The 21,989-nt window shown below is 61.3% G+C and carries 18 protein-coding genes and 1 pseudogene; 10 read left to right on the top strand and 9 right to left on the bottom strand.

Going from position 1 to position 21,989, the window contains the following annotated elements:
- Positions 1 to 107: 107 nt before the first annotated feature.
- The 4 genes from IPK17_RS38450 to IPK17_RS38465 all read right to left on the bottom strand — a co-directional run bounded on the left by IPK17_RS38450 (position 108) and on the right by IPK17_RS38465 (position 5,499).
- Complete coding sequence (locus IPK17_RS38450) at positions 108 to 764, bottom strand: GntR family transcriptional regulator (RefSeq protein WP_343423050.1); 657 nt, start codon at positions 762 to 764, stop codon at positions 108 to 110.
- Positions 761 to 2,827, bottom strand: coding sequence for a protein kinase domain-containing protein (locus IPK17_RS38455; protein WP_343423051.1), 2,067 nt, complete (start codon positions 2,825 to 2,827; stop codon positions 761 to 763). The genes IPK17_RS38450 and IPK17_RS38455 overlap by 4 nt, the downstream gene beginning before the upstream one ends.
- Before the next feature lie 68 nt (positions 2,828 to 2,895).
- Positions 2,896 to 4,962: a serine/threonine-protein kinase gene (locus IPK17_RS38460; protein WP_343423052.1), complete on the bottom strand. Its 2,067-nt coding sequence runs from the start codon at positions 4,960 to 4,962 to the stop codon at positions 2,896 to 2,898.
- A gap of 60 nt (positions 4,963 to 5,022) precedes the next feature.
- Complete coding sequence (locus tag IPK17_RS38465) at positions 5,023 to 5,499, bottom strand: cupin domain-containing protein (RefSeq protein ID WP_343423053.1); 477 nt, start codon at positions 5,497 to 5,499, stop codon at positions 5,023 to 5,025.
- Positions 5,500 to 5,843: 344 nt separating this feature from the next.
- Between IPK17_RS38465 and IPK17_RS38470 the strand changes: the two genes are divergently transcribed.
- From IPK17_RS38470 to IPK17_RS38495, 6 genes are all read left to right on the top strand, one after another.
- Entirely contained in the window at positions 5,844 to 7,565 is a 1,722-nt protein-coding gene (locus tag IPK17_RS38470) for a carbamoyltransferase family protein (protein ID WP_343423054.1), read from the top strand.
- A 209-nt stretch (positions 7,566 to 7,774) separates the two neighbouring features.
- Positions 7,775 to 9,154: a toll/interleukin-1 receptor domain-containing protein gene (locus tag IPK17_RS38475; protein WP_343423055.1), complete on the top strand. Its 1,380-nt coding sequence runs from the start codon at positions 7,775 to 7,777 to the stop codon at positions 9,152 to 9,154.
- A gap of 100 nt (positions 9,155 to 9,254) precedes the next feature.
- Positions 9,255 to 9,740: a Dps family protein gene (locus tag IPK17_RS38480; protein WP_343423056.1), complete on the top strand. Its 486-nt coding sequence runs from the start codon at positions 9,255 to 9,257 to the stop codon at positions 9,738 to 9,740.
- A 272-nt stretch (positions 9,741 to 10,012) separates the two neighbouring features.
- Positions 10,013 to 11,914: an ABC-F family ATP-binding cassette domain-containing protein gene (locus IPK17_RS38485; protein ID WP_343423057.1), complete on the top strand. Its 1,902-nt coding sequence runs from the start codon at positions 10,013 to 10,015 to the stop codon at positions 11,912 to 11,914.
- Positions 11,915 to 12,147: 233 nt separating this feature from the next.
- Positions 12,148 to 12,531: a VOC family protein gene (locus IPK17_RS38490; RefSeq protein ID WP_343423058.1), complete on the top strand. Its 384-nt coding sequence runs from the start codon at positions 12,148 to 12,150 to the stop codon at positions 12,529 to 12,531.
- Positions 12,532 to 12,608: 77 nt separating this feature from the next.
- Positions 12,609 to 12,911 (top strand): GlsB/YeaQ/YmgE family stress response membrane protein, encoded by a 303-nt coding sequence (locus tag IPK17_RS38495; protein WP_343423059.1) that lies wholly within the window; start codon positions 12,609 to 12,611, stop codon positions 12,909 to 12,911.
- 63 nt (positions 12,912 to 12,974) lie between these two features.
- On the opposite strand, the gene IPK17_RS38500 is transcribed toward IPK17_RS38495, so the two are convergent.
- Positions 12,975 to 13,373 (bottom strand): hypothetical protein, encoded by a 399-nt coding sequence (locus IPK17_RS38500; RefSeq protein WP_343423060.1) that lies wholly within the window; start codon positions 13,371 to 13,373, stop codon positions 12,975 to 12,977.
- A 149-nt stretch (positions 13,374 to 13,522) separates the two neighbouring features.
- On the opposite strand from IPK17_RS38500, the pseudogene IPK17_RS38505 reads away from it, so the two are divergent.
- A pseudogene (locus IPK17_RS38505) lies at positions 13,523 to 13,675 on the top strand (SgcJ/EcaC family oxidoreductase); the annotation flags it as partial.
- Positions 13,676 to 13,784: 109 nt separating this feature from the next.
- Entirely contained in the window at positions 13,785 to 13,940 is a 156-nt protein-coding gene (locus tag IPK17_RS38510; protein WP_343423123.1) for a hypothetical protein, read from the top strand.
- A 9-nt stretch (positions 13,941 to 13,949) separates the two neighbouring features.
- On the opposite strand, the gene IPK17_RS38515 is transcribed toward IPK17_RS38510, so the two are convergent.
- The 4 genes from IPK17_RS38515 to IPK17_RS38530 all read right to left on the bottom strand — a co-directional run bounded on the left by IPK17_RS38515 (position 13,950) and on the right by IPK17_RS38530 (position 18,580).
- A complete protein-coding gene (locus IPK17_RS38515; RefSeq protein ID WP_343423061.1) occupies positions 13,950 to 14,639 on the bottom strand; it encodes a response regulator in 690 nt (229 codons plus the stop codon).
- A gap of 270 nt (positions 14,640 to 14,909) precedes the next feature.
- Complete coding sequence (locus IPK17_RS38520) at positions 14,910 to 16,283, bottom strand: adenylate/guanylate cyclase domain-containing protein (RefSeq protein ID WP_343423122.1); 1,374 nt, start codon at positions 16,281 to 16,283, stop codon at positions 14,910 to 14,912.
- Positions 16,165 to 16,671 (bottom strand): hypothetical protein, encoded by a 507-nt coding sequence (locus IPK17_RS38525; RefSeq protein ID WP_343423062.1) that lies wholly within the window; start codon positions 16,669 to 16,671, stop codon positions 16,165 to 16,167. The genes IPK17_RS38520 and IPK17_RS38525 overlap by 119 nt, the downstream gene beginning before the upstream one ends.
- Positions 16,672 to 16,849: 178 nt before the next feature.
- Positions 16,850 to 18,580, bottom strand: a complete 1,731-nt coding sequence (locus IPK17_RS38530) for a GAF domain-containing protein (RefSeq protein WP_343423063.1) — start codon at positions 18,578 to 18,580, stop codon at positions 16,850 to 16,852.
- Positions 18,581 to 18,866: 286 nt separating this feature from the next.
- Between IPK17_RS38530 and IPK17_RS38535 the strand changes: the two genes are divergently transcribed.
- Both IPK17_RS38535 and IPK17_RS38540 read left to right on the top strand, forming a co-directional pair.
- Positions 18,867 to 21,521 carry an ABC transporter permease gene (locus tag IPK17_RS38535; RefSeq protein ID WP_343423064.1) on the top strand — a complete coding sequence of 885 codons (2,655 nt, stop codon included), beginning with the start codon at positions 18,867 to 18,869 and terminating at the stop codon, positions 21,519 to 21,521.
- A 45-nt stretch (positions 21,522 to 21,566) separates the two neighbouring features.
- The gene (locus tag IPK17_RS38540; RefSeq protein WP_343423065.1) at positions 21,567 to 21,968 is read left to right on the top strand and encodes a GNAT family N-acetyltransferase; all 402 of its coding nucleotides are present in this window, start codon (positions 21,567 to 21,569) and stop codon (positions 21,966 to 21,968) included.
- The last annotated feature ends 21 nt before the right edge of the window (positions 21,969 to 21,989 follow it).

The following is a 21,989-nucleotide window of genomic DNA, read 5'->3' on the forward strand; positions in this document are numbered from 1 at the left end:
GGGCGAAATACCGGAAGCCGACTTTGGCTGAGAAAACAAACGGACGCGACTTATCGCGTCCGTGCAGAGCCTTGACAGCGCAGGTCGCACCACCGACCCCATGGCTGTCACACGGTGAGCACGCTCACCATCAATTGGCTGTACTGGATGAACACCGTGTTGATCAACTGGCGCGCCGTGTTCAGATCGCGCTTCTCAATCGCTTCGAGCAGTTGATCATGCAGTTCGATGTTGCTGTTCAAGCCCTGTGCGTTGACCGGGGCGCGCACCTGCCGGATCGCTTCCAGCATGCGCGTCTGGTTGCTCAAGAGTTCCAGAATCTGGCTGCTCAACGGCTTGTCGATAGAACGCGCCAGATAGTTGTGGAAGTCGAACAGCTTGTCGATCGCTTCGCGGCGCTCGTCTTTTTGCGCGTGTTTGCGGGCCGCGTCGAGGATGGCATGGAGATCCGTCCCCATCTGCCGGGTGTACTTGTCGAACACCCACTCCATCGCCAAGCCTTCAAACGTGCGGATCAGCGCGTAGACTTCTTCGGCGGCGTCCGACGTAAAGCTGCGCACATATACCCCGCGCCGAGGGTTTTTCGTCACCCAACCCTCTTGTTCGAGGATGCGCAGCGCGTCGCGCACGGTGATCTGGCTGACGCCCATCGTCTTCGCCAGATTGAGTTCAATCAGGCGTTCCCCGCTCAGGTACTTGCCGTCCAGAATGCCCGCGCGGATTGCGGCAGCTACAGACTCCGCTAATGTTGGTCCCGATATCATGAAGCCCCTCTCACCCACCTTGCCGCTGCCGCGCCGTTACTGGTCAATTGTTGGATGTAACGTCCACCGCTGGCATATACATAAAGTTCATCGCGCCCGGTTTCGGCAGAGGTGAAGATGAGCAGGCCGCCGTCGGGGTGCGCTGACACAGTCGATTCGTAGCCGCTGCCGTCGTAGATGAGTTCGTCACCGCCGCCATCGGCTTCCATCTGCCGGATGGCCGCGTAGCCTTCCCCTTCCGAGATGTACAGGATCTGACCGTCTGGCGTCCAGACCGGGGCCGAGTCGCGCACGTCGTTATCCGTGAGCGCGTTCACCGTTCTGGTATCGAGTTCCAGACTCATGATCTCCCAGGTCTGCGCGTCGAAGGGGTCGCCATTCACAAAGACCAACATCGCGCCATCCGGTTGATAACTGGGCTGCAGGTTGCGCTGACCGTCGCTGTACAGCTCCATCAATCCTGATCCATCGACCCGCACACGATACAAATCATCGGTGCCGTCACCGCGCACATCGCTCGAAAATACGAGCCAGTTACCATCAGGACTCCACGCCGGGAAACGATCCGCCACCTCGTTGTCCGTCACCCGCCGCACATTCATGCCGTTCATGTTCATCACGTAAATGTCGAAGTCGCCGTCGCGATCCGACATATAGGCGATGCGTTCGCCATCAGGCGAGACAACAGGAAACAGTTCCCGACTTTCACTGTTCGTCAGACGAATTTCAAAGCGATCTGGCAGTGACATCCTATAGACGTCAAAATTATCATCCCGATAAGCAAAATAAACAAGCGTTCCCGAAAGCATATTTTCGACCGTATTGTCCAGCGCCGGGGTTGGGATTTCGCCTACCGGCGCGACCTCCGTGGTCGCCTCGGCGCGGGGCAGCGGCGTGAGCGTGGGCAGGACCTGCGCGGTGGTGGTCGGCGCGGATTCAGCGATGCTGGGCGTGGTGGCGGGCGTCGGCTCGGCCAGCGAGTTGATCACCAGCATGGCGGCGACGACGATCAGGCTGAGCAGAATGCACCCGAACAGCGCGCCCACGCTGAGGCTCAACCACCAGCGCGACCCGCTGCGGCGCGGCACGACCGGGCGACTGGGGGCGGCGTCATGACCAGGGGATAGACGTAAGAGGAGGGCGGCGGCGTATTGCTGATCGGCGGCGGCACGCTGACCTGCGCTGGGAGGTGAATTGGCGGGGGAGGGCTGCGTATCCAGCAGGGTGATCGGTGGCGCATCCAGGGCCTGCTTGAAGGCGTCCGCGAATTCGGTGGCGCTGCCGTGGCGCAGTTCGCGGCGTTTGCTCAAGGCTTTGAGGATCACGCCTTCGACGGCCAGCGACAATTCCGGACGGAATTCGCGCGGGGACGGCGGCGGCGCGGTGACCTGCAGCACAGCGGTACCATAGGGCGTATCCGCTTCGAAGGGACGCACGCCCGTGATCATCTCGAAGACGGTGATGCCGAGCGCGTAAATGTCGCTGCGGCCATCGAGCGGCTTGCCCTGCGCCTGTTCAGGACTCATGTAGCTGGGGGTGCCAACCGCGCCCTGCGTGGTGATCGAGCCGCTCGGCACTTCGCCAACCACGCGCGCGATGCCGAAATCGGTGAGGAAGGCGCCGCCCGCGTCGTCGAGCAGGATGTTGCTCGGCTTGAGGTCACGGTGGAGCACGCCTTTGCTGTGCGCGTAATCGAGCGCCGGGGCGATCTGCTGGATGATGCCGAGAATGGACTTGGGATCGAGCGCGCCCTGCCGGAGCTGGGAATCGACCGAGCCGCCCGCCAGATAGCGCATGACGATGTACGGTTGGCCGTCGTGTTCGCCGTGATCGTACACGGGGACGATGCTGCGATGCTCCAGCGTGGAGACGATCTGCACTTCCCGGCTGAAGCGCTGCATATACGTGTCGTCGTGCAGGAATTGGCGCGGGAGCACCTTCAGGGCGACGAGCCGACTGCTCATCGAAATCTGGTGCGCCAAATACACCGCCGCCATGCCGCCACGACCGATGACACTGCGAATTTCGTAACCGCCGACCCGCTTACCGATCCACTCGTCCATGCAGTCGCTCGTCTGTGAAGCCTACGCGCTAGCATTATAGCCGCGCGTCGGGTTTCTGAACATCCGCCTTACTTGCCGGTTTCCTCACTGCCACGCGCCGACATGTCCTCGATGGTGGTCAGGCGTTCGCGGACGTAGCTTTCGGTCGCGTCGCCCACCAGTTCGATGTACCACTCGTAGTAATCCCGCGCTTCGTCCCAACGTTCGAGGTCGTAGAACAGGTCGGCGGAGCGGCGCACCGCGTAGCTATCATACTCGTCGATGTCGAGCGCGTCCTCAAACGTTTCCAGCGCATCTTCCTTGTCTTCAAGCGCGTCCTGCGCTTCGGCGGTGGCGTGGAGAATTTCGATGTTCTGGGGATCGGTCGCCAGAATCGCCTCGAAATCGCTCAGCGCGGCTTCGTACTCTTGAACGCCAAAGTACACCCACCCGCGCTCGTAGTAGACGCCCGTCCACGTCAAGTCGAGTTCCAGCACACGGGTAAAGTCAACCAGCGCCGCCTGCGGATCGTCCAATTGCAGTTGGATTTGCGCGCGCAGGTAGTGCGCGCCCGAATTTTCCTCGTAGATATCCAGTGACGCGTCAATATCGGTCAGCGCAGCCGCGTAAGCGCCGAGCTCGTACTGAACCTGCGCGCGATTGGCATAGACATCCAGGTAATCCGGCTTGAGCGCGAGCGTCTGGTTGTAGTCGCTCAGCGCGGCGTCTAACTGCGCGGTGTAGTAGTGAGCGACCCCGCGGAAGTAGTAGGCGTCCACGTAGCCGGGATCGAGCGCGAGCGTCTGCGTGAAATAGGTGATGGCCGTCTCATTGTCGCCCGAGTCGAACGCCTGCATGCCCTGCGTGAAGTTCTGATAGCCGGTCAGCGTGGGCGTGAGGTTAGTTTCTGTCGTGTCGGTGGCGGTGTGCGTTGGGCGCGGCGTGCGGCTCGGCGGAACGGGCGTGAAGGTCGGGCGCGGTGTGCGGGTCAGTGGCATCTCAGCAGCGGTCGGCTCGACGGTCGCAGTCACTTCAGCGGCTAAGGCTTCCGCCGTGCGCTCCGCGGTCGCTTCCTCAGTGACGAGCAGGGCGGCGATCTCCGTGGGCGTGACGGGAGCGGCGGGCGGTTGGCCAATGCTTTGCAGCAGCACGACGATCACGCCGATCAGCGCCAGTACGGCGACCCCCGTGATGAGGCCGCGTGACGGCGGGCGGCGCTGCGAGCGCGTCTGCGGCAGTTGATCGGTCACGGCGGCGGTAGGCGCGGGCTTGGTGCGGGCCGAGATCGGCAGGGAGATGGGCGTGGTTTTCAGATCGGCTTCGCGATCTTTGGTGGCCGTCTCGAAGACGGTGGCATAGGCGGTCACAGTGGGGAAGCGATCCGCGGGCGCTTTGGCGATGGCCCGCTGCACGACCGCCGCGACGTTTTCCGGAACGTCCGGGCGCAGCACCTGCGGCGAAGGTGGCGCTTGATTGATGTGCTTATTCATCAGCGCGTAGGGCGTGGTCGCCTCAAACGGCAGTTCGCCCGTCAGCAGTTGATAGGTGAGGATGCCGAGCGCGTATTGATCGGCGGCGGGCGTCAGGTCTTGATCCATCCACTGTTCCGGCGCCATATACGACGGCGTGCCGAGCAGCGCCGTGTGCGTGGTCAGCACCTGCGACGATTGGAGCAGCTTGGCGATGCCGAAATCGACCAGATAGGCGTCGCCGCGCCCGTCGAACATGACGTTGCTCGGCTTGATGTCGCGGTGAATCAGCCCGCGGCTGTGCGCGTATTCGAGCGCGGCGGTGATCTGCCTGAGAAGCGTGGCGATCTCCGTGAGCGACAGGCGTTCGCCGCGGCGCATGCGGTCTTCAAGCGAGCCGCCCGTGAGCAAGCGCATGACGACGTAGCTCACGTCGCCGGAAATGCCGTAATCGTACAGCGGGACGATCTGCGGGTGTTCCAGCGAGGCGACGATTTTGGCCTCGCGGTTGAAGCGTTCGGCGTAGCCCGGTTCGTTGACCACCGACAGCGACATCACCTTGATGGCGACGCTGCGATCCAGCGCGGGCTGGTAGCCCCGGTAGACCGCGCCCATGCCGCCGCGTCCGATTAATTCTTTCAGCTCATACTGACCGAGGGTCTGTCCGCTGAGATTCTGCCCATTCATTGCTAGTTCACCTTGTGCTGAGTCGTTGTCAGTTCAGTCAGTTCGCGCGCCCGGATTAGTTTAGGCGAGCCGCAGCGGTGGTCCAATCAGTTCCATGCCGTGCGCGCGCCAGAGCGCCGGGTCCTGAGGCGGCATGGCATCAGCTTTGGTCACTTCCCGGAAGAAGGCTTCCATGTTCCCGGCGGGCAAAAACGTGATGAGCATCCGCCCGGTCGTGCTGCCCACCGACGCCCACACATGCGGGACATTCCGCGGCGCGAGCACCGAATCCCCGGCCTTGAGCGTCAGCCGTTCCTGACCAATTTCAATAATAAACTCGCCTTCCACCGCGTAGAACCATTCGTCCTGCGCATAATGCAGATGCCGCGCTGGTCCACCGGGTTGATGGAAGGTGTTTTCCAGAATGAGCAGGTCGGGCGTAGCCACTTTGAACGCAATCGAGCTGATGCCGAGCCCCCGATGCTCGCCGAATACATCTTGTCCCGCGGGCACAAGCTGAACCGCGGGCTGCGGCGTGTTCGCTGGTGTGCTGCTCATCGTCTCTGTTCACCTCTGAGAAGCCATTTGAAAATACGTTGTTTTCGCTTGTGTAGGGGCGCACGGCCGTGTGCCCCTACGAGAAAATTTGCGAATATTCAGATGGTCTCTGAAAAACCGGCGCACGGGGCACGATCACGTGCCGTAACGCTGTGATTAGGTTGCGGCGCGCTTACGCTTATCCGTTGTCACGATCTCGTACTATACGTTCAGTATGACATGAATTTCGTTTGGCTGGCGATTAACTTCAGGCCAGCGCGCCGGATTCGCTCAACCTATACCCAATATCGATCCCTTCGTATAATGATGCGCGTTTTGTCATTCGCACTCCGTAGGACTCAGGTATGTATATTCTCGGCATCAATGCGTATCACGGCGGCGCGTCGGCCTGCCTCATTCAGGACGGCAAACTCATTGCCGCTGTCGAAGAAGAACGCTTCAACCGCACCAAATACTGGGCGGGCTTCCCCGTGCAGGCGATCCGCTATGTGTTGAGCGTCGCCGGCATCACCCCGTATGAGGTCGATCACATCGGCATCAGCCGCGACCCGAAAGCCAATCTGCTGCAAGCGGCGCTGTTCGCTTTCCGCCAGCGCCCCAGCCTCGACCTGGTGCGCGATCGCCTGCAAAACACCATGAAGGTCGGCACGCTCAAGAACGAATTCGCCAAGCACATGGGCGTCGGCGAACTCAAGGCGCAGTATCACAACGTCGAACATCATCGCGCGCACATGGCGTCGGCGTTCTTCGTATCGCCGTTCACTGACGCGGCGATCCTCTCGGTGGATGGCGCGGGCGACTTCGTCACGACGATGTGGGGCACGGGCAAAGACAATCAGATCAGCGTGCAGGATGAGATCAACTTCCCGCACTCGCTCGGCATCTTCTACACGGCGGTGAGTCAGTGGCTCGGCTTCCCCAAGTACGGCGACGAAGGCAAAGTCATGGGGCTCGCGCCGTATGGTGAGCCGCGCTATGTTGATTTGATGCGCAAGATCGTGCGCGTGCAGCGCGATGGCACGTTCGACCTCGACCTCGATTACTTCGTGCATCACGCCGAAGGCGCGAGCATGTCGTGGGAGGGCGGCGAACCGACCATCGGCACGATCTTCTCGTCCAAGCTGGTCGATGTGCTCGGTGAACCGCGCGCCCCGCGCACCGAACTCACGCAGAAGCACATGGATATCGCGCATTCGCTGCAAGCCATGCTCGAAGAAGCGGAATTCGCGCTGGTGCGGCGGCTGCAAAAAGACACGGGCAAGCAGGCGCTGTGTCTGGCGGGCGGCGTGGCGCTCAACAGCGTGTTCAACGGCAAGGTGCTGCCCAACACCGAGTTTGAAGATATCTACATTCAGCCCGCGTCCGGCGATGCCGGTACGGCGCTCGGCGTGTGCTATTACATCTACCATCAGGTGCTGAATCAGCCGCGCGCCTACGTGATGAACGACGCCTACACCGGGCCGGAATACGGCAACGACGCCATCCGCGCCGAACTGGACCGCTACGGCTTGAAGTACCAGCAGTTGGAGACGGATCAGCTCGTCAAGAAGGCGGCGGAAGTCGTCGCGGGCGGCAACGTCATGGGCTGGTTTCAGGGGCGGATGGAGTGGGGGCCGCGGGCGCTCGGCAATCGCAGCATCATCGCCGACCCGCGCCGCGACGATATGAAGGACATCCTCAACGCGCGCATCAAGCACCGCGAAAAGTTCCGCCCGTTCGCGCCGTCGATTCTCCTCGAAGCGACCGGCGATTACTTCGACCAGATGTACCCCGACCCGTTCATGATCAAGGTGTACAACGTGCTGCCGGAGAAGCGCAAAGAGATCCCCGCCGTGACGCATGTCGACGGCACGGGGCGTCTGCAAACCGTGCAGAAAGAACACGCGCCGCTCTACTGGTCGCTGATCCACGCGTTCGGCGAACTGACCGGGACGCCCGTCGTGCTCAACACCTCGTTCAACGAGAACGAGCCGATTGTGCAGTCGCCCGCCGAAGCGATTGATTGCTTTGTGCGCACGCACATGGACGCGTTGGCGATTGGGAATTACTTCACGGCGAAGGGGTAGAACAACCCCACCCCCGGCCCCTCCCCGAATTCGGGGAGGGGCGCCAACAGCGCTCGCCACGTCTCCCCGCTGGCGTGGGTGAGGGGAACTACTCAAGACACCGATCGACTTGCGTTCACGTTATCCATTAACTCAAGCTAAAATAGGCTGACCGTACGCTGTTGGGGCGCGGCACGCTGCGCCCCGACGACTGTTCCCCGAGGTCGGCCATGCACATCTTCATCAGCTACAGCAAAAAAGACATCGAGTTTGCGCGGCATGTGCGCGCCCTGCTCAAGGCGGAAAACTTCCCCGTCTGGATGGACGAAGAAGGCATCAGCGGCGGCGATCAGTGGGAAAAGACCATCGAGACAAACCTGAGCGGGGCGGCGGCCTTCCTGATCATCATGTCACCCAGTTCGCGTGAGTCGGATTGGGTGCGGCGCGAACTGCTGCTCGCCGAAAAGCTCAAAAAGCCGATCTTCCCGGTGCTGCTGGCGGGCGATGTGTGGTGGAACCTCGCGGATATTCAATACGAACAGATGCAGTCGGGCATGCAGGCGACCTTTACGCCTAAGTTCGTTGGACGCATGCGCGGGGTCATGCCGGCGGCTGGGGCACAGCAAACGATCACGCTGAAAATTGTAGCGGGCAACATCACCGAGATTGACGCCGATGTGATCGCGCTCAAGTACGCGCAGTATTTTCTCGGCGCGGATCTCGCGGTCGCGACGCTGCTCACGCCGCCCAACACCTCGTATTCCGAGGCCATCCAACCGCCACCGGGCAAACATGCCTTGGTCGAAACGTTCGGCGCGACCGGGGCTTCGCATACCCTGTTTATGGGCGTGAACCGTCTGGCTGACATTACCTACGCCGATATTCAGTCCATGTCGGCGGAAATTTGCCATATTCTGAAGACGGAACTGCCCGTTGAGCATCTGGCGATGACCATTCATGGCACGGGCTTTGGCCTCGACGAAACCGCCGCCCTGATCGCGCAGATCAACGGCTACCTGAGCGCCTTTCATGCCAACGATCTGCCGAGCACCCTGCGGCGTATCACCATCGTCGAACTCATCCCGGAGACGGTCAAGCGCCTGCGGGTCGCGTTTGAAACGCAGTTCGGCGGTGTGTTTGAGCGCGTGCCCGGTGACGAGTGGGCGTATGCCTACACGCTCGGAGCGAGCGCTGCCGCGCCCGTTGCGCCGATCAGTCAGGAGCAGCCCTACGCCTTCGTGATCATGGCGACGGATCCCGAGCTGGATGATTTCTTCTACTACGGCCTCCAGAATGCGGTGCACAGCATCGGCGATCTGTGTACGCGCATGGAGTTGTCGCTGCATGACGCCGAAATCATGGGGCAGATCCGCCAGAAGATCGATGGCGCGCACCTCGTGATCACCGATTTGACCGGGCTGCCGTCCGCTGCTTTGCTCTATTTAGGCTACGCGTGGGGCAAACAGCGCCCGACGATCCTCATCAAGCAGACCGATACAGTAACCGAGCTGACCGAACACGAAGCGCTCACCTATGAACGCATCCGCGACCTTGAACAGGGGCTGCGCGCCAAAATCGGCGAGCTGAAAGCGTCCGGTCAGCTTTCCTGAGCAGGCAGTGAGTAAGCCGTCACAGCCGGCTGAATCCGTAGTATCCTATAAGATGAAGATTTGGATTACGGAGGAACTGGCAATGACAACCAAATCACGAATGACAACCAAACCAAATATCGGTCTGACCGATGATCAACGGGTCGGCGTATGCGAAATCCTCAACGGGCGCTTAGCCGATGAATACGTGCTTTACACCAAGACGCGCAAATACCACTGGAACGTCACCGGGCTGGAATTTTCGCAGCTTCATGCGTTCTTCGAGGTTCAATATGACATTCTCGAAGAAGCCATCGACGAAATTGCCGAACGCGTGCGTCAGTTGGGCTTCATGGCCATCGGCACGCTCGACGAATTCAAGACGCTGAGCAAGATTAAAGAGAAACCGGGGCACAACCCGGGTGCGGTCGAGATGATCCGGGATCTGCTGCACGATCACGAAACGGTGATCACGCAGCTCCGGCAGGACATCGACACGACCGCCGACAAGTATCATGACATGGGCACGAGCGATTTCCTCACCGCGCAGTTGGAAACCCACGAAAAGATGGCGTGGATGCTCCGCGCGCACCTCGAAGGGGAATAAAGTTCACAGTTGACAGTGGTCAGTTCACAGTGAAAAACCGTGAATTGAGATTGTCAGTAGATTCGTGTATTCTCTCGTAGGGGCGCACGGCCGTGCGCCCCTACACAAGCGAAAACAACCGATTGTATAAGCATGATCTAACACACAATCACCCAGCTAAGTCGGAGGGACAGATCCCGCGATCTGTCCCTCTATGTTTTGCCTGTCGACTGTGAACTGTCAACTCCAAACGCCCTTCTGCTATAATCAGCCTGACTACGTACGAGGCTGAGATGTCCCTACTGACTGCCCATCATCTGGCAAAAGAATTTGGTCCGGACGAGATTTTCTCCGGTGTGAATGTCGACGTGCCGCACAAGGCGCGCATCGCGCTGGTCGGGCCGAACGGCGCGGGCAAGACCACGCTCTTGTCGATCCTGATCGGCCTGGATACGCCGAGCGCAGGCACGGTCAACCGCGTCAAGAAGCTGAAGATCGGCTGGCTGCCGCAGCGCCCGGAAATCTACGGCGATCACACCATCTACGCGGAGATGCTGGCCGCCTTCGCTGATCTGCGCCAGATGGAAGCCGATCTCACGGCGCTGGAGCAGGCGCTGGCGGACCCGACGCAGCATGACGCGGTGCTCGGGCGCTACGGCGAACTGCAAGAGCAGTTCGAAGCGGCGGGCGGCTACAACTACGAACAGCGCATCAAGACCGTGCTGCACGGCTTGAGCTTCAAGCCGGAAGACTATGAGCGCCGCATCGATCACCTGTCCGGCGGGCAAAAGACGCGCGTGCTGCTCGGTCGCCTGCTGCTCGAACAGCCGGATCTGCTGGCGCTGGACGAGCCGACCAACCACCTCGACATCGACGCGGTCGAATGGCTGGAAGGCTTCCTGAACGAGTTTCCCGGCGCGGTGATCGTCGTCAGCCACGACCGCTATTTCATGGATGCGGTGGCGCAAACCATCTGGGAGCTGGACTTCGGTTCACTGGAAAGCTACCGCGGCAACTACAGCGCCTACGTCACGCAGCGCGATGAACGCCACGAGCGCATGCTCAAAGAGTACGAGGCGCAGCAGGAATTCATCGCCAAAGAGACCGACTATATTCGGCGCAACCTCGCCGGGCAGAACACCAAGCAGGCGCAGGGACGGCGCACGCGCCTTGAACGCCTCAGGCGCGAAGGCGGTCTGATGACGCGTCCGCACCGCCGCCAGTCGATGAGCCTGCGCTTGGGTGGTGTCGCCCGCAGCGGCGACCGCGTGCTGGCGAGCAAAAATCTCGCCGTGGGCTACCCGGATCGCACGCTGTTCCAGTCGCCGGATATATTCCTGCGGCGCGGCGAAGTGGCGGCGCTGATCGGGGCGAACGGTGTGGGCAAGAGCACGTTCGTCAAAACCGTGATCGGCGACTTGCAACCGCAGCACGGCGCGGTGATCGTCGGCGCGAACGTCAAAATCGGCTACTTTGCGCAGGCGCACGAACTGCTCAACGAGAACAACAGCATCCTCGACGAGATCCAGACGGTCAAAGCCATGCCGATCAGCGAGGCGCGCAATTACCTCGGGCAGTTCCTGTTCCGCGGTGATGACGTGTTCCGCCCGATCAACACGCTCTCCGGTGGCGAACGCGGGCGCGTCGCGTTGGCGAAGCTGGCCTTAGCGGGCGCGAATTTCCTGCTGCTCGACGAGCCGACCAATCACCTCGATATTGCCAGTCAGGAAATCTTGCAGAACGTGCTGGCGGACTTCCCCGGTACCATTCTGCTCGTCAGCCATGACCGCTACCTGATCGACGCGCTGGCGACGCAAATCTGGACGATCACGCCCGGTCAGCTCGACGTGTTCGAGGGGACGTACGCCGACTACCTCGCCGCTCGTGAGAAGGCGCGTTTGGCCGCCGCCGCGCAGGCCGAAGCCGCCCGCGCTGCCGCCAAACCCGTCGTCAACGGGATCAAGGCGGGCGAGAAGAAGTTTGGCCTTAACCCGTACCAATTGCAAAAGCGCATCGAAGAAGTCGAGGCGCAGATTCTGGAACTCGAAGGCAAAGTCGAGGAGATCGGCACGGCGATTGCCGATGCCAGCGCGGGCGGTGACGCCGGGCGTGTCTCCAAGCTCGGCGCGGAATACACGCAGGCGGAAGCCGATCTGCAAGCCGCGATGGAAGAGTGGGAACGGCTGGTGAGTTAATTTTCTAACCTCACCCCCAGCCCCTCTCCTCTTTTCGGAGAGGGGAGCAGACACATTCAACAATCGATGGAATTGTAGGGACGCCCAACGGGGCGTCCGCCAATTTAGATGCAAAACGGACGCGCCGTTGCGCGTCCCTACACAGTACGTTTTCCCACAAATCTGCGCTTCACAGTTTGTCCCTATCAGCACATTGAGCACAAATCCAATCGGACAATTGAAAAGGATCCCCCATGCCCAAACTGACGGGCAGCGCCCCGGTGGTGCTGGTGCGTGATGTGCGCGCCGCCGCCAACTACTATGCCGATAAGCTCGGGTTCAAGGACTGCACCTTCTACGGCGACCCACCCTATTTTTGCATCGCGCGGCGCGATGGCCTCGCCGTGATGCTGGCGCTCGCGGATGCAGCGGTCATCAAACCCTACTGGCAGGTCGTGAAGGGTACGTGGAATCTCTACCTGTGGGTGGATGATGCCGACGCGCTGTATGTGGAATACCAGGCGAGCGGCGCGATCATCGACTACGAGCTGAGCGTTAAGCCGTACGGCGTCAAGGAGTTCGGCGTGCGCGACCTCGACGGGCATGACATCGGCATCGGACAAATTCTCACCCGGTAGCCGCAACCCGAGTTGCCCTCTACGCGTAATATATCTATGATGAAGGTGTGCAGGCTTTGACGCCGGGAGGGCAAATTATGAACTTTGAGTGGTTAACCCTGAATCCGATTTTGTGCATTGGCTGGATCATCGTGGGCGCACTGGCGGGTGGTTTGGCGCGGCAGTTGATGGGGCGTAAGGACTCGCCATTCATGATGGACGTGATCCTCGGCTTGATCGGCGCGACCGTGGGCGGTTTCGTCGCCGGGTTGGTCGGGCTGGCACCGAATGCGGCCAGCGGCGGCATTGAGCGCGTTCTCATCAACTTCGTGATCGCGGTGATCGGCGCGATTGTGCTGCTGTTCGTCGGCCAGATTCTCGGCATTGGTCGGCGGCGCTAAGGCACGGCGAATTCACTAAGGAAACACGGGGCGAGCCGACTGAGGCTCACCCCGTGTTTTTATTTAAGCAAGTTCAGGGTTTGCCAGCGTTTCCGGATAGGCGAAAGAAGTATCGCGCTCAGTCAGAAAAGCCAGCGTTTGCTCCATCGTCGGGAAGATGCGCATCCGATTATTTAAGCTGCCCACGATCATGGAAAAGAAATTGACTGTCTTGTCGTTCGAGATGATGATGATCCATCCCAAATTGGGGTGGCTGAAAAATGAGCGCAGCCGGATCAAGTCGCTGAGGGGCGGATAGTGTTCGAGCTGGCGAAAGTCGATAATGGAGTGCACATAAGGGGCTGAATCAAGCAGCGCAAAGGTGGCCTTCGCGCAGGTTGTAAGTTCTTCGATGGAAATATTTCCCCCAATGGTGGTCTGAATAATGTGATTTTCAACTCCCCAACGAACATCCACGCTCATGACTGAGGCTCCTATGGTATCAGCAATGTGAAATAACAAATTCATTCTAATGCTGCTTTATCTGCACCTCCGTTAAGCCCGTGCTTTCCGATGTCACATGCTCTTGCGCCGTGCACATATAGAGACACGACAAGACGAAAGTTCGTTCTATGCCGACTCTATTGACCGACTTACCCAACAAGTCTGTGATCTCGACCCTCTATTTTCATTTGCTGGCTGCGTGGAATGAGCGGGATGTGCGCGCTTATGCAGCACTGTTCGCCGAAGATGCGGCGGTCGTTGGTTTTGACGGCAGCCAGATGAATGGCCGCGCCGAGATCGAAGCGACGGTCGGGCAAATCTTCGCGGATCACACGACCGGGGGGGGGGGGGGGGGGGGGGGGGGGGGGGGGGGCGTGGGCAGGGGGCGGCATGGTTCCGCGCGGGCAAACCGACATCAACCCGGCGGTGAGGCACCAGCCCGGCGATCGCTGGCAGATCGCGCTGTTCCAGAACACGCCCGCGCAGTTTCATGGTCGCCCCGACTTGGCCGAAGCCCTCACCAGCGAACTGCGCGCACTGCTGTAGGTGCTGCTCCTACGCCTTCGCCACCAAGCGATAGCCGACACCGGGCTCGGTGATCAGCAGTTCGGGGCGCGCGGGGTCGGCTTCCAGCTTCTGGCGGAGCTGCGTCATGTACACGCGCAGGTAGTGGACTTCCTCTTCGTATTCTTTGCCCCACACCTCGCGCAAAATCTGCTTGTGCGTGAGCACCTTGCCGACATTCTGGATCATCAGGCGCAGCAGCGCATACTCGGTCGGCGTGAGCTTGACCGGTTCGCCGCCCTTTGTGACCAGCCGCCGCGTGAAGTCGACGCTCACATCGCCGGCCTGAAAGATCGGCGCTTCGTCGGTTTCCGGGTGGGCATGGCGCAGCGCGACGCGCAGCCGCGCCAGTAGTTCCTGCACGCTGAACGGCTTGGTGACGTAGTCGTCCGCGCCCGCGTCGAGCGCCGCAATCTTGACGTGATCCTGCCCCTTCACCGAGAGCACGATCACGGGCGTTTTTGTCCATTCGCGCAGGCGGCGCAGCACTTCAAGGCCGTCCATATCCGGCAGCCCCAAATCGAGGATGATCAGGTCGGGGCGCAGGATGCCCGCTTCGTTGAGCGCCTCCTTGCCGCTTTCGACTTCATGCACGGTGTAGCCGTTCGCCTCTAAGCTAATGCGCAAAAAACGGCGAATTTGCACTTCGTCGTCAACAATGAGGGTGACTGCTCCGCTCATGAACTTAACTCCGTTTGGATTTTTACAACCATCAGCCTCACCCCCCGACCCCCTCTCCGAACGGAGAGGGGGAGATAGAAATGACGCTAGGGACGAGGATGCCTAGAAGAGCGTCAAGTCTGTTTGAGACTGCGGACGCAATGAATTGCGTCCCTACACAAAGACGGTGTTTCTCGTAGGGACGCGATTTATCGCGTCCGCCGCTCTCAACCCCAACCTCACGCCTCCGAATTCAGAGAGAGGGGCCAATACCCATCCACTGTGAACTGCTTACTTCTTCTTGCGCCCCGTCAACCGATACATGACCGTGAAGTCGGTGCGGCCTTTGGTCTTGTGCGGCGTGAGCGCTTCGAACTCAAAATCGTCTTTGACGTACTGCAGTGTCGCTTCGCTGATGATGATCTCGCCGCGTCCGGCGTTTTCTTGCAGCAGCTTGCTCAATTCGACGGCGTCGCCGATGGCGGCAAATTCCTGCCGTTCTTCCCCGCCCACATTGCCGAGTGTCGCCATGCCGGTATGAATGCCGATCCCGTACCACAGGCGGCTGTCTTCCGGCATGATTTCGTGCAGCGCCAGCACATCGTAGACCATGCTCAAGGCGGCGCGCACCGCCCGCACCGCATGATCGCCCTGCGGGTTCAACTGTGTGTTGAACAAGCCTGTCACCGCGTCGCCGAGGTATTTATCGACCACGCCTTCGTACAGGTTGATCGCGTCGCTGGCTACGCTCAAATACTCGTTGATGATCTGCATCAGCTCTTCGGGTTCCAGCAGTTCGCTGAACGAGGTGAAGCCGCGCACATCGGCGAACAGCACCGTGATTTCGCGCTCCTGCCCCGCCAGCACGGAGAGATCGGTGCTGCGCATGTTCTCCACCAGCGCCGAGGGCAGATAACGCTGCACCTGCGCCAACTGCGATTCGCGTTCCTTCTGCTCGGTCAGGTCGTCGAGCACGAGGGCGATGCCGCGCGCGTCGGCGGGGTCGCGCAGGGGACTCAGGTGCACGTTCCACACGCGGATCTGGTCACGCAGCGCGATTTCCAGTTCCAGCGCGATGACATCGCCGCTTGCGCGCACGCGCTCCAACTGGTCGGCGAGCAGTTCCGCCAGCCCCGGCAGCACTTCATGCAGATACATATCGATGGCGCGTTCGCTGCCCACGCGGGTGATCGCTTCGGCAGCAGGGTTGAACAGCGTGATGATGTTCTCGCCGTCCAGCGTGATCAAGCCACTGGCGATGGACGTGAAAATGTTGTCCATCAGGGCGCGCGCCGCGCTGATCTGGGCGAGTTGGGCGCGGGTCGCCTCGAACAGACGCGCATTCTGAATGGCGACCGCCGCTTGATCCGCGAAGGCTTTGAGCATGTTCAGTTCGGAGTCTTTGAACAGGGCGGTGAGCGCGCGGTTATCACAGTACACCACGCCGATCACTTCGCTTTGCACCTTGAGCGGCACGGCGAGGATGCTGCGCAGTTGGTAGCCGACGATGCTCTCCTGCTGCTGGTAGCGCGGGTCACTGCGGGCGTTATCGGTCAGAACGGGCTGCCCGGTGTTCGCCACCTCGTTGATGATCGTGTTGCTGATGATGAAGTCTTCGCGCTGCAACTGTTCCTGATCGATGCCGCGCGCGATGCGGAATTCCATCTGCCCGCCGGGTTGGTCGCGCAGCATGATGTAGCCGCGTTCCGCGCCCGGTGAGCTGAATCACCGTGTCCATCACCTGCGTGAGCACTTCATCGGTGTCGAGCGTCGAGTTGATCAGCGCGGTGGTTTGCGCCAGCGCGCGCAGTTGGCGCAGCTCGATTTGGCGGTTGAGCAGATCCAGCGTCAGGCTCTCCATCTTCGAAGTCATACCGCTGGCTTTGCGCAGCGCGTCGGCAGGCAAGCCGACCGCATACGGGCGCAGAGTGCTTTGCTGCACGCGCAGCAAATCGTCTAACTTCGCGACTTCCTGCTTCAACTGGCGGAGCTGCTCCTGTCCGCTCTGCGTGGGCTTGAGCGGATTCATGTTGTTAGTGGCGGTGTCGCTCATGGCTGTGAGATCCCTTGTCGCTCAAAGCGGACAAGGCTGGCCTTGTCCCTACCGTATTGACCGAAAGAGACATTCCGAATTCAGGGGGGAGCCACCGCCTCTTGGGGAGAGGGGTTGGGGGTGAGGGGATTGCACAACACGCCCATGTCTCGTTTTCTGTCAGCCGCACCCAATCGAATCATGCGCGGAATACCTCATAAATGCTGGTCAACTGCTTGCGCCCTTTCACCTGAATTGAGCCGCGTTCGGCGGCCTGAATGTCCGCAGGCGCGCTGCCGATGGCCCGCAGCACGTCATCGCTGACGATGATCTGGCCGGGGGTGGCATTCTCTTGCAGGCGCTTACTCAGATTGATCGCGTCGCCGATGGCGGTGAAGTTGCGGCGGTTCAAACTGCCGACATTGCCGAGCGTCGCGACGCCGGTATGCATGCCGAGGCGGTAGAGGTGCGGCTGCGGGTCGAGGCCGAGGCGTTCGTACAGCCGCAAGAAGCCCTCGCGCATATCCAGTGCCGTGTTGACGGCGCGGAGGGCGTGATCATCCTGCGGATTCAACTGCGTGTTGAACAGCACCATGATCTCGTTGCCCATGTATTTGTCGATGACGCCGCGCCCGTCGTGGATGGCGTCGGTGGCCGTCTCCAGAAACTGGTTGAGCATGTCCATCATGGCCTGCGCGCGCAGGTTAGATGGGAACACGCTGTAGGGCGCGACGAATACGAACATGCACGTCACCGTGCGCCGTTCGCCGCCGAGCGCCAGCCCCGCGATCTCGTGGATGTTTTCGACCATGCCCGGCGGCAGATAACGCTGCGCCATGCCGAGCGTCTGTTCGCGTTCGCGCTGCTCGGTCAGGTCGTCGACGACCACGGCGACGCCGACCGTGTTCTGCTGGCCGTCTTTGAGCGGGCTGACCTTGAAGTTGAGATCAACGGGGCCGCGTCCGGTGATTGACGTTTGCTGTTCGACCGCCGCGCTGCGACCTGACTGCGCGATGTCCAGATACTGATCGAGTTCGCCGACGTGTGGTGAGACACTTTCGAGCGGCTGCCCGATGGCGGCTTCGGTCGGCACGGCGAAAATCTGCGCGGCGGCACGGTTGAACGTTGTCACCGTATGGGCTTGATCGGTGGTGATCACGCCGCTGGCGATGGAGGCGAACACGTTCTCCATCAGTTCCTTCATGCGCGTGATTTCGACGAGCGTGGTCTGCACCTGCGCGAACAGGATCGCGTTCTGGATGGCGACGGCGGTCTGATTGGCGAAGGCCGTGAGTAGATTCAGCTCGCGCTGGGTGAAGACGGCCTCGCGGAAGCGGTTATCGACGTAGATCGCCCCGGTGACGCGCTCCCGGTAGACGAGCGGCACACACAGAATTGAACGCAGCGTGAACTTGCCGACGGTCTCGCTCTTGTTCACGCGTGGGTCGCTGGAGGCGTTGTCGGTGAGCAGTGGTTCGCCGGTGGTGATGACCTGATTCAGAATCATGCGGCTGACGTCGTGGCGTTCGTCGCCATCGCTGGCGCGCGCCACATGAAAATCGAGTTCGCCCGTATCGCGGTTCCGCAGTAAGATGAACCCACGACCCGCGCCCGTCAGGTTGATGATCTCGTCCATCGCCTGCGCCAACACCTGATCGAGATCGAGCGTCGAATTGATCAGCGCGGAAGTTTCGGTGAGGGCGCGGAGTTGTTCCAGCTCGGTCTGCTCGTCGAGCAGCGTGTGTTCCAGGCGTTCGAGGTGTTCGTCGAGACTGACGAGATTCTGGATCACGTTATCCGGGACGCTGACACTGCGCCGCTCTAAAATGGCCTGCTGGTTACGCAGTCCGTCGCGGATTGCGCCGTTGAGCGCCCGCACCTGCCGGACTTCATCGACACATTTCGGGTCATCGCCGTTCTGGATCGTCATCAGTCGCCCGCCTCAATTGCCTTCCCTGACAGTAACGGTATTATAGCACCGCCGGAACGAATCGTAGGGTCTGTGCGTATTGAGGAATGTGGCGCTCACCCACCGAGTGAACGCTGGCACACGGGAAACATATCGGCAAATCTCACCCGACCCTCAAAGGGTCGGGCTATGCTGAAGTAAGCCTTCTAAAGAGGGCTGCCCAGCCTGCTTCAGCAGGCTTAGTTCAATGGCCGGAGGGCTTTGAGCCTCCGGCGGTGTATAAAACAGTCTCAAAAAAGGAACTTCTATGGCTCGACTGTGGTTTTATCTGCGCTATGCCGCGCGTAACCTGCGCCGCAGCGCTCGCTGGACGATCTTCGCGGTCTTTTGCATCGCCGCCGGGGTGGCGACCGTCGTCGCGCTCCGTTCGCTCGGCCTCGCCATCGGCGATTCGCTGATCGACAACGCGCGTTCCAGCATTCACGGCGACATTCTGCTGACCTACGCGCCGCCGGGCAACGCGGCGTTCGCCTTCTTCGACCCCAGTGAACAGGAAGGCGCCGTCTTCGCCAGCAGCGAAGTCGCCGCGTACACCGACTGGGCGGCGGCGAATGATGCGCAGCTCAGCTTTTACACGCGCAGCTTCGGCTTGCAGGTGACCGCCGTCGATGCGGTGACTGTGGGGCGACCGCAGTTGATCAGCACGCTGCTGATCGACCCGGCGACGTTCCCCCCCACGGGCGACATCACCGCGCTGGAACCGGCGGGCGTCCCCCTGCGCGACCTGTTCCCCGATGTGAACAGCGTGGTCATCAGCGAGAATTTAGCCACGCAGCAGGGCGTCGGTGTGGGCGATACGGTGCGCGTGAGCAACACCGAAGAACTGTTCACGGTGACGGGCATCGTCCCCGCCGAAACGGAAGCGGGCATCCGCGATCTGTTCGCCGCGTTCTTCGGCTTCGCCTACCTGCACATCGACAAGGCGGCGACCGTGCAAGCCTCGACCTCACCCAACGTGCTGAGCCTCGTCTTTCCGCCGGGCACGGACATCGAAGCGATGCTGGATCAACTCCGTGAGGACGTCCCGTCCAGCCGCAGCTTCCAGCTCGAAACAACAACCGTCACCGAACTGATCGAAGAATTCGGCGAAATCGGTGACTATATCGGGCGCTTCATCGTGATCATGGGCCTCGGCGCGCTGTTGATCGGCGGCGTGGGCATCATCAACACCATGCTGGCGATGGTCAGCCGGCGCACCAACGAGATCGCCGCGCTCAAAACGTTTGGCCTCAAGGGGCGGCAGGTCGCCGCGATGTTCTTCGCCGAGGCGTTCCTCCTCGGCGTCATGGGCAGCCTCGCCGGGACGGTGATGGGCGTGCTCTTGAGCGGCGTTGTCAATCAGTACGGCGAAGCCTTTTTGCAGCAGCGGCTGACGTGGCGCGTCTACCCGGACGCGATCTGGTACGGGTTGAGCCTCGGCATGGTGGTGACGCTGGTGTTCGGCGTGCTGCCGATCCTCACCGCCAACCGCGTCCGTCCGGCAATCATCCTGCGCCCGAATGAGACGCATATCCCCGGCACGAGCATCCTGCACGCGCTGATCGCGCTGCTGGCGGTCGTGCTGGTCATCGGCCTGATGGCCGGGCAGATCATCGGCTTCCCGATTGCGGGCGTGATCGGCGTGGCGCTCACGCTGGTGATCCTCGGCATTCTGGTCGGCATTCTGTGGGTGATCGTGTGGCTGGTCGGCAAGCTGCCTTCGTTCGGCAACGTCGATTTGCGGCTGGCGCTGCGCAACCTGTCGGCGCGCCGCATCCGCACGGCGACCACGCTGCTGGCGCTCAGCGCGGGGATGTTCGCCTTGAGCAGCATCACATTTGTCGGCGTGGGCACCCGTGAGATTTTGCAGTTCCAGCTAACGCAGACGTTCGGCGGCAACGTGCTCGTGTTTCCCTTGGTCGGCCTCGTCTCGCCCGCCTTCGGGCAGAGCGTGGTCGGCAATGTCGTGGATCGCTTTGAGGGCGTGTACAACACGCGGCTGATGCAGTACACCGCCGAGATCGTGCGCGTGGACGGCGTCGAACCGCAGGTCGAATTCCCGTTCTCCGACGATGCGCCGCGCCGCATGCAGCGCGCCTTTCGCTCGATCCCCGTGCAGGCGCGCGAGAGCGATAACCCCAATCTGTCGAGCGGGACACTGCTCGCCGGGCGTGACCTGACGCCGGACGACCGCGGTCAGCGCGTGATCGTCGTGTCGGAGGCGCTCGGCTTTGGCGTGGAGAACTCCGTACAGGTCGGCTCGGAGATTGTGCTGCGGGTGCGCGGCACGGCGGAGGTAACTTTCACGGTGATCGGCATCGTCGCGAACAGCGGCGGCCTGACGCAGGTCGGCACGGCGTATGTCCCGCCGGGGTCGATGAGCGGCGACTCCGGCTTCACGCTCAACGTGCTGCAAGTGCCGGACGCCGAACTGAACGAAGTGCTGCTGGCCTTCTCGGAAATCCCGTTTGTGTTCGCGCTCGACATCAGCTTCATCGACAGCCTGCTCACCCGCCTGATCAACCAGTTCAGCGCCATTCCGACGATTGTTGGCCTGCTCTCGCTGCTGGCGGCGGCGGTCTCGATGGCGAACACCGTGTCGCTGGCGACGCTCGAACGGCGGCAGCAGATCGGCATCCTCAAGGCGGTCGGCCTGAAGGGGCGGCGCGTGCTGTGGGTCATGCTGCTGGAAAACACGCTCGTCGGCTTGCTCGGCGGGGTGCTCGGCATTGGCGTGAGCGCGCTCGGCGTGGCGATCATGACGGCGCTCGGTCAAGGCGATGCGATCCCCATCCCGCGCGACGCCGTGCCCGCCGCCCTCGCGCTGATCGGCGCGTCGGTGCTGATCGCGTGGGTGTCGACGTTCCTGAGCGCGCGCGTCGCCGTGCAGGAGCGCGTCGCCAACGTGCTGCGCTATGAGTGAGCTAGCACCGGGCAGACACGCAGGTCTGCCCCTACAAGATCAATCATGATCGATTACCGTTTATCCGCGCCGATCACCAATGCTGCCCTGAACGATCTGTTCGGGGCGGCGTGGGACGGGTATCAGCAGCGCGATTTCGCGGCGCAGCTCAAACATAGTCTGCTCTATGTGTGTGCCTACGACGGCGCGCGCTTGGTCGGCTTTGTGAATCTGGCGTGGGATGGCGGTGCCCACGCTTTTCTGCTGGATACGACCACGCATCCCGACTATCAGCGGCAGGGGATTGGCGCAGAGTTGGTGCGCGTGGCGGTCGAGGCGGCGCGCCCACGGGGAATCGAATGGGTGCATGTCGATTATGAGCCGCACCTCGCCGCGTTTTATCGAAGGTGCGGGTTTCAGCATACGGAAGCGGGATTGTTGAATCTGCGTGAGATCTCAGGTGAATAGTCGAATGCTGCCTCGTTGATT

It is taken from the genome of Candidatus Flexifilum breve (assembly GCF_016713355.1).

Bases quoted from the DNA above. Each gene is read 5' to 3' on its own strand.
- IPK17_RS38450 (WP_343423050.1), bottom strand. From the start codon at position 764: ATGATATCGGGACCAACATTAGCGGAGTCTGTAGCTGCCGCAATCCGC.
- IPK17_RS38455 (WP_343423051.1), bottom strand. From the start codon at position 2,827: ATGGACGAGTGGATCGGTAAGCGGGTCGGCGGTTACGAAATTCGCAGT.
- IPK17_RS38460 (WP_343423052.1), bottom strand. From the start codon at position 4,962: ATGAATGGGCAGAATCTCAGCGGACAGACCCTCGGTCAGTATGAGCTG.
- IPK17_RS38465 (WP_343423053.1), bottom strand. From the start codon at position 5,499: ATGAGCAGCACACCAGCGAACACGCCGCAGCCCGCGGTTCAGCTTGTG.
- IPK17_RS38470 (WP_343423054.1), top strand. From the start codon at position 5,844: ATGTATATTCTCGGCATCAATGCGTATCACGGCGGCGCGTCGGCCTGC.
- IPK17_RS38475 (WP_343423055.1), top strand. From the start codon at position 7,775: ATGCACATCTTCATCAGCTACAGCAAAAAAGACATCGAGTTTGCGCGG.
- IPK17_RS38480 (WP_343423056.1), top strand. From the start codon at position 9,255: ATGACAACCAAACCAAATATCGGTCTGACCGATGATCAACGGGTCGGC.
- IPK17_RS38485 (WP_343423057.1), top strand. From the start codon at position 10,013: ATGTCCCTACTGACTGCCCATCATCTGGCAAAAGAATTTGGTCCGGAC.
- IPK17_RS38490 (WP_343423058.1), top strand. From the start codon at position 12,148: ATGCCCAAACTGACGGGCAGCGCCCCGGTGGTGCTGGTGCGTGATGTG.
- IPK17_RS38495 (WP_343423059.1), top strand. From the start codon at position 12,609: ATGAACTTTGAGTGGTTAACCCTGAATCCGATTTTGTGCATTGGCTGG.
- IPK17_RS38500 (WP_343423060.1), bottom strand. From the start codon at position 13,373: ATGAGCGTGGATGTTCGTTGGGGAGTTGAAAATCACATTATTCAGACC.
- IPK17_RS38510 (WP_343423123.1), top strand. From the start codon at position 13,785: ATGGTTCCGCGCGGGCAAACCGACATCAACCCGGCGGTGAGGCACCAG.
- IPK17_RS38515 (WP_343423061.1), bottom strand. From the start codon at position 14,639: ATGAGCGGAGCAGTCACCCTCATTGTTGACGACGAAGTGCAAATTCGC.
- IPK17_RS38520 (WP_343423122.1), bottom strand. From the start codon at position 16,283: ATGGAATTCCGCATCGCGCGCGGCATCGATCAGGAACAGTTGCAGCGC.
- IPK17_RS38525 (WP_343423062.1), bottom strand. From the start codon at position 16,671: ATGAGCGACACCGCCACTAACAACATGAATCCGCTCAAGCCCACGCAG.
- IPK17_RS38530 (WP_343423063.1), bottom strand. From the start codon at position 18,580: ATGACGATCCAGAACGGCGATGACCCGAAATGTGTCGATGAAGTCCGG.
- IPK17_RS38535 (WP_343423064.1), top strand. From the start codon at position 18,867: ATGGCTCGACTGTGGTTTTATCTGCGCTATGCCGCGCGTAACCTGCGC.
- IPK17_RS38540 (WP_343423065.1), top strand. From the start codon at position 21,567: ATGATCGATTACCGTTTATCCGCGCCGATCACCAATGCTGCCCTGAAC.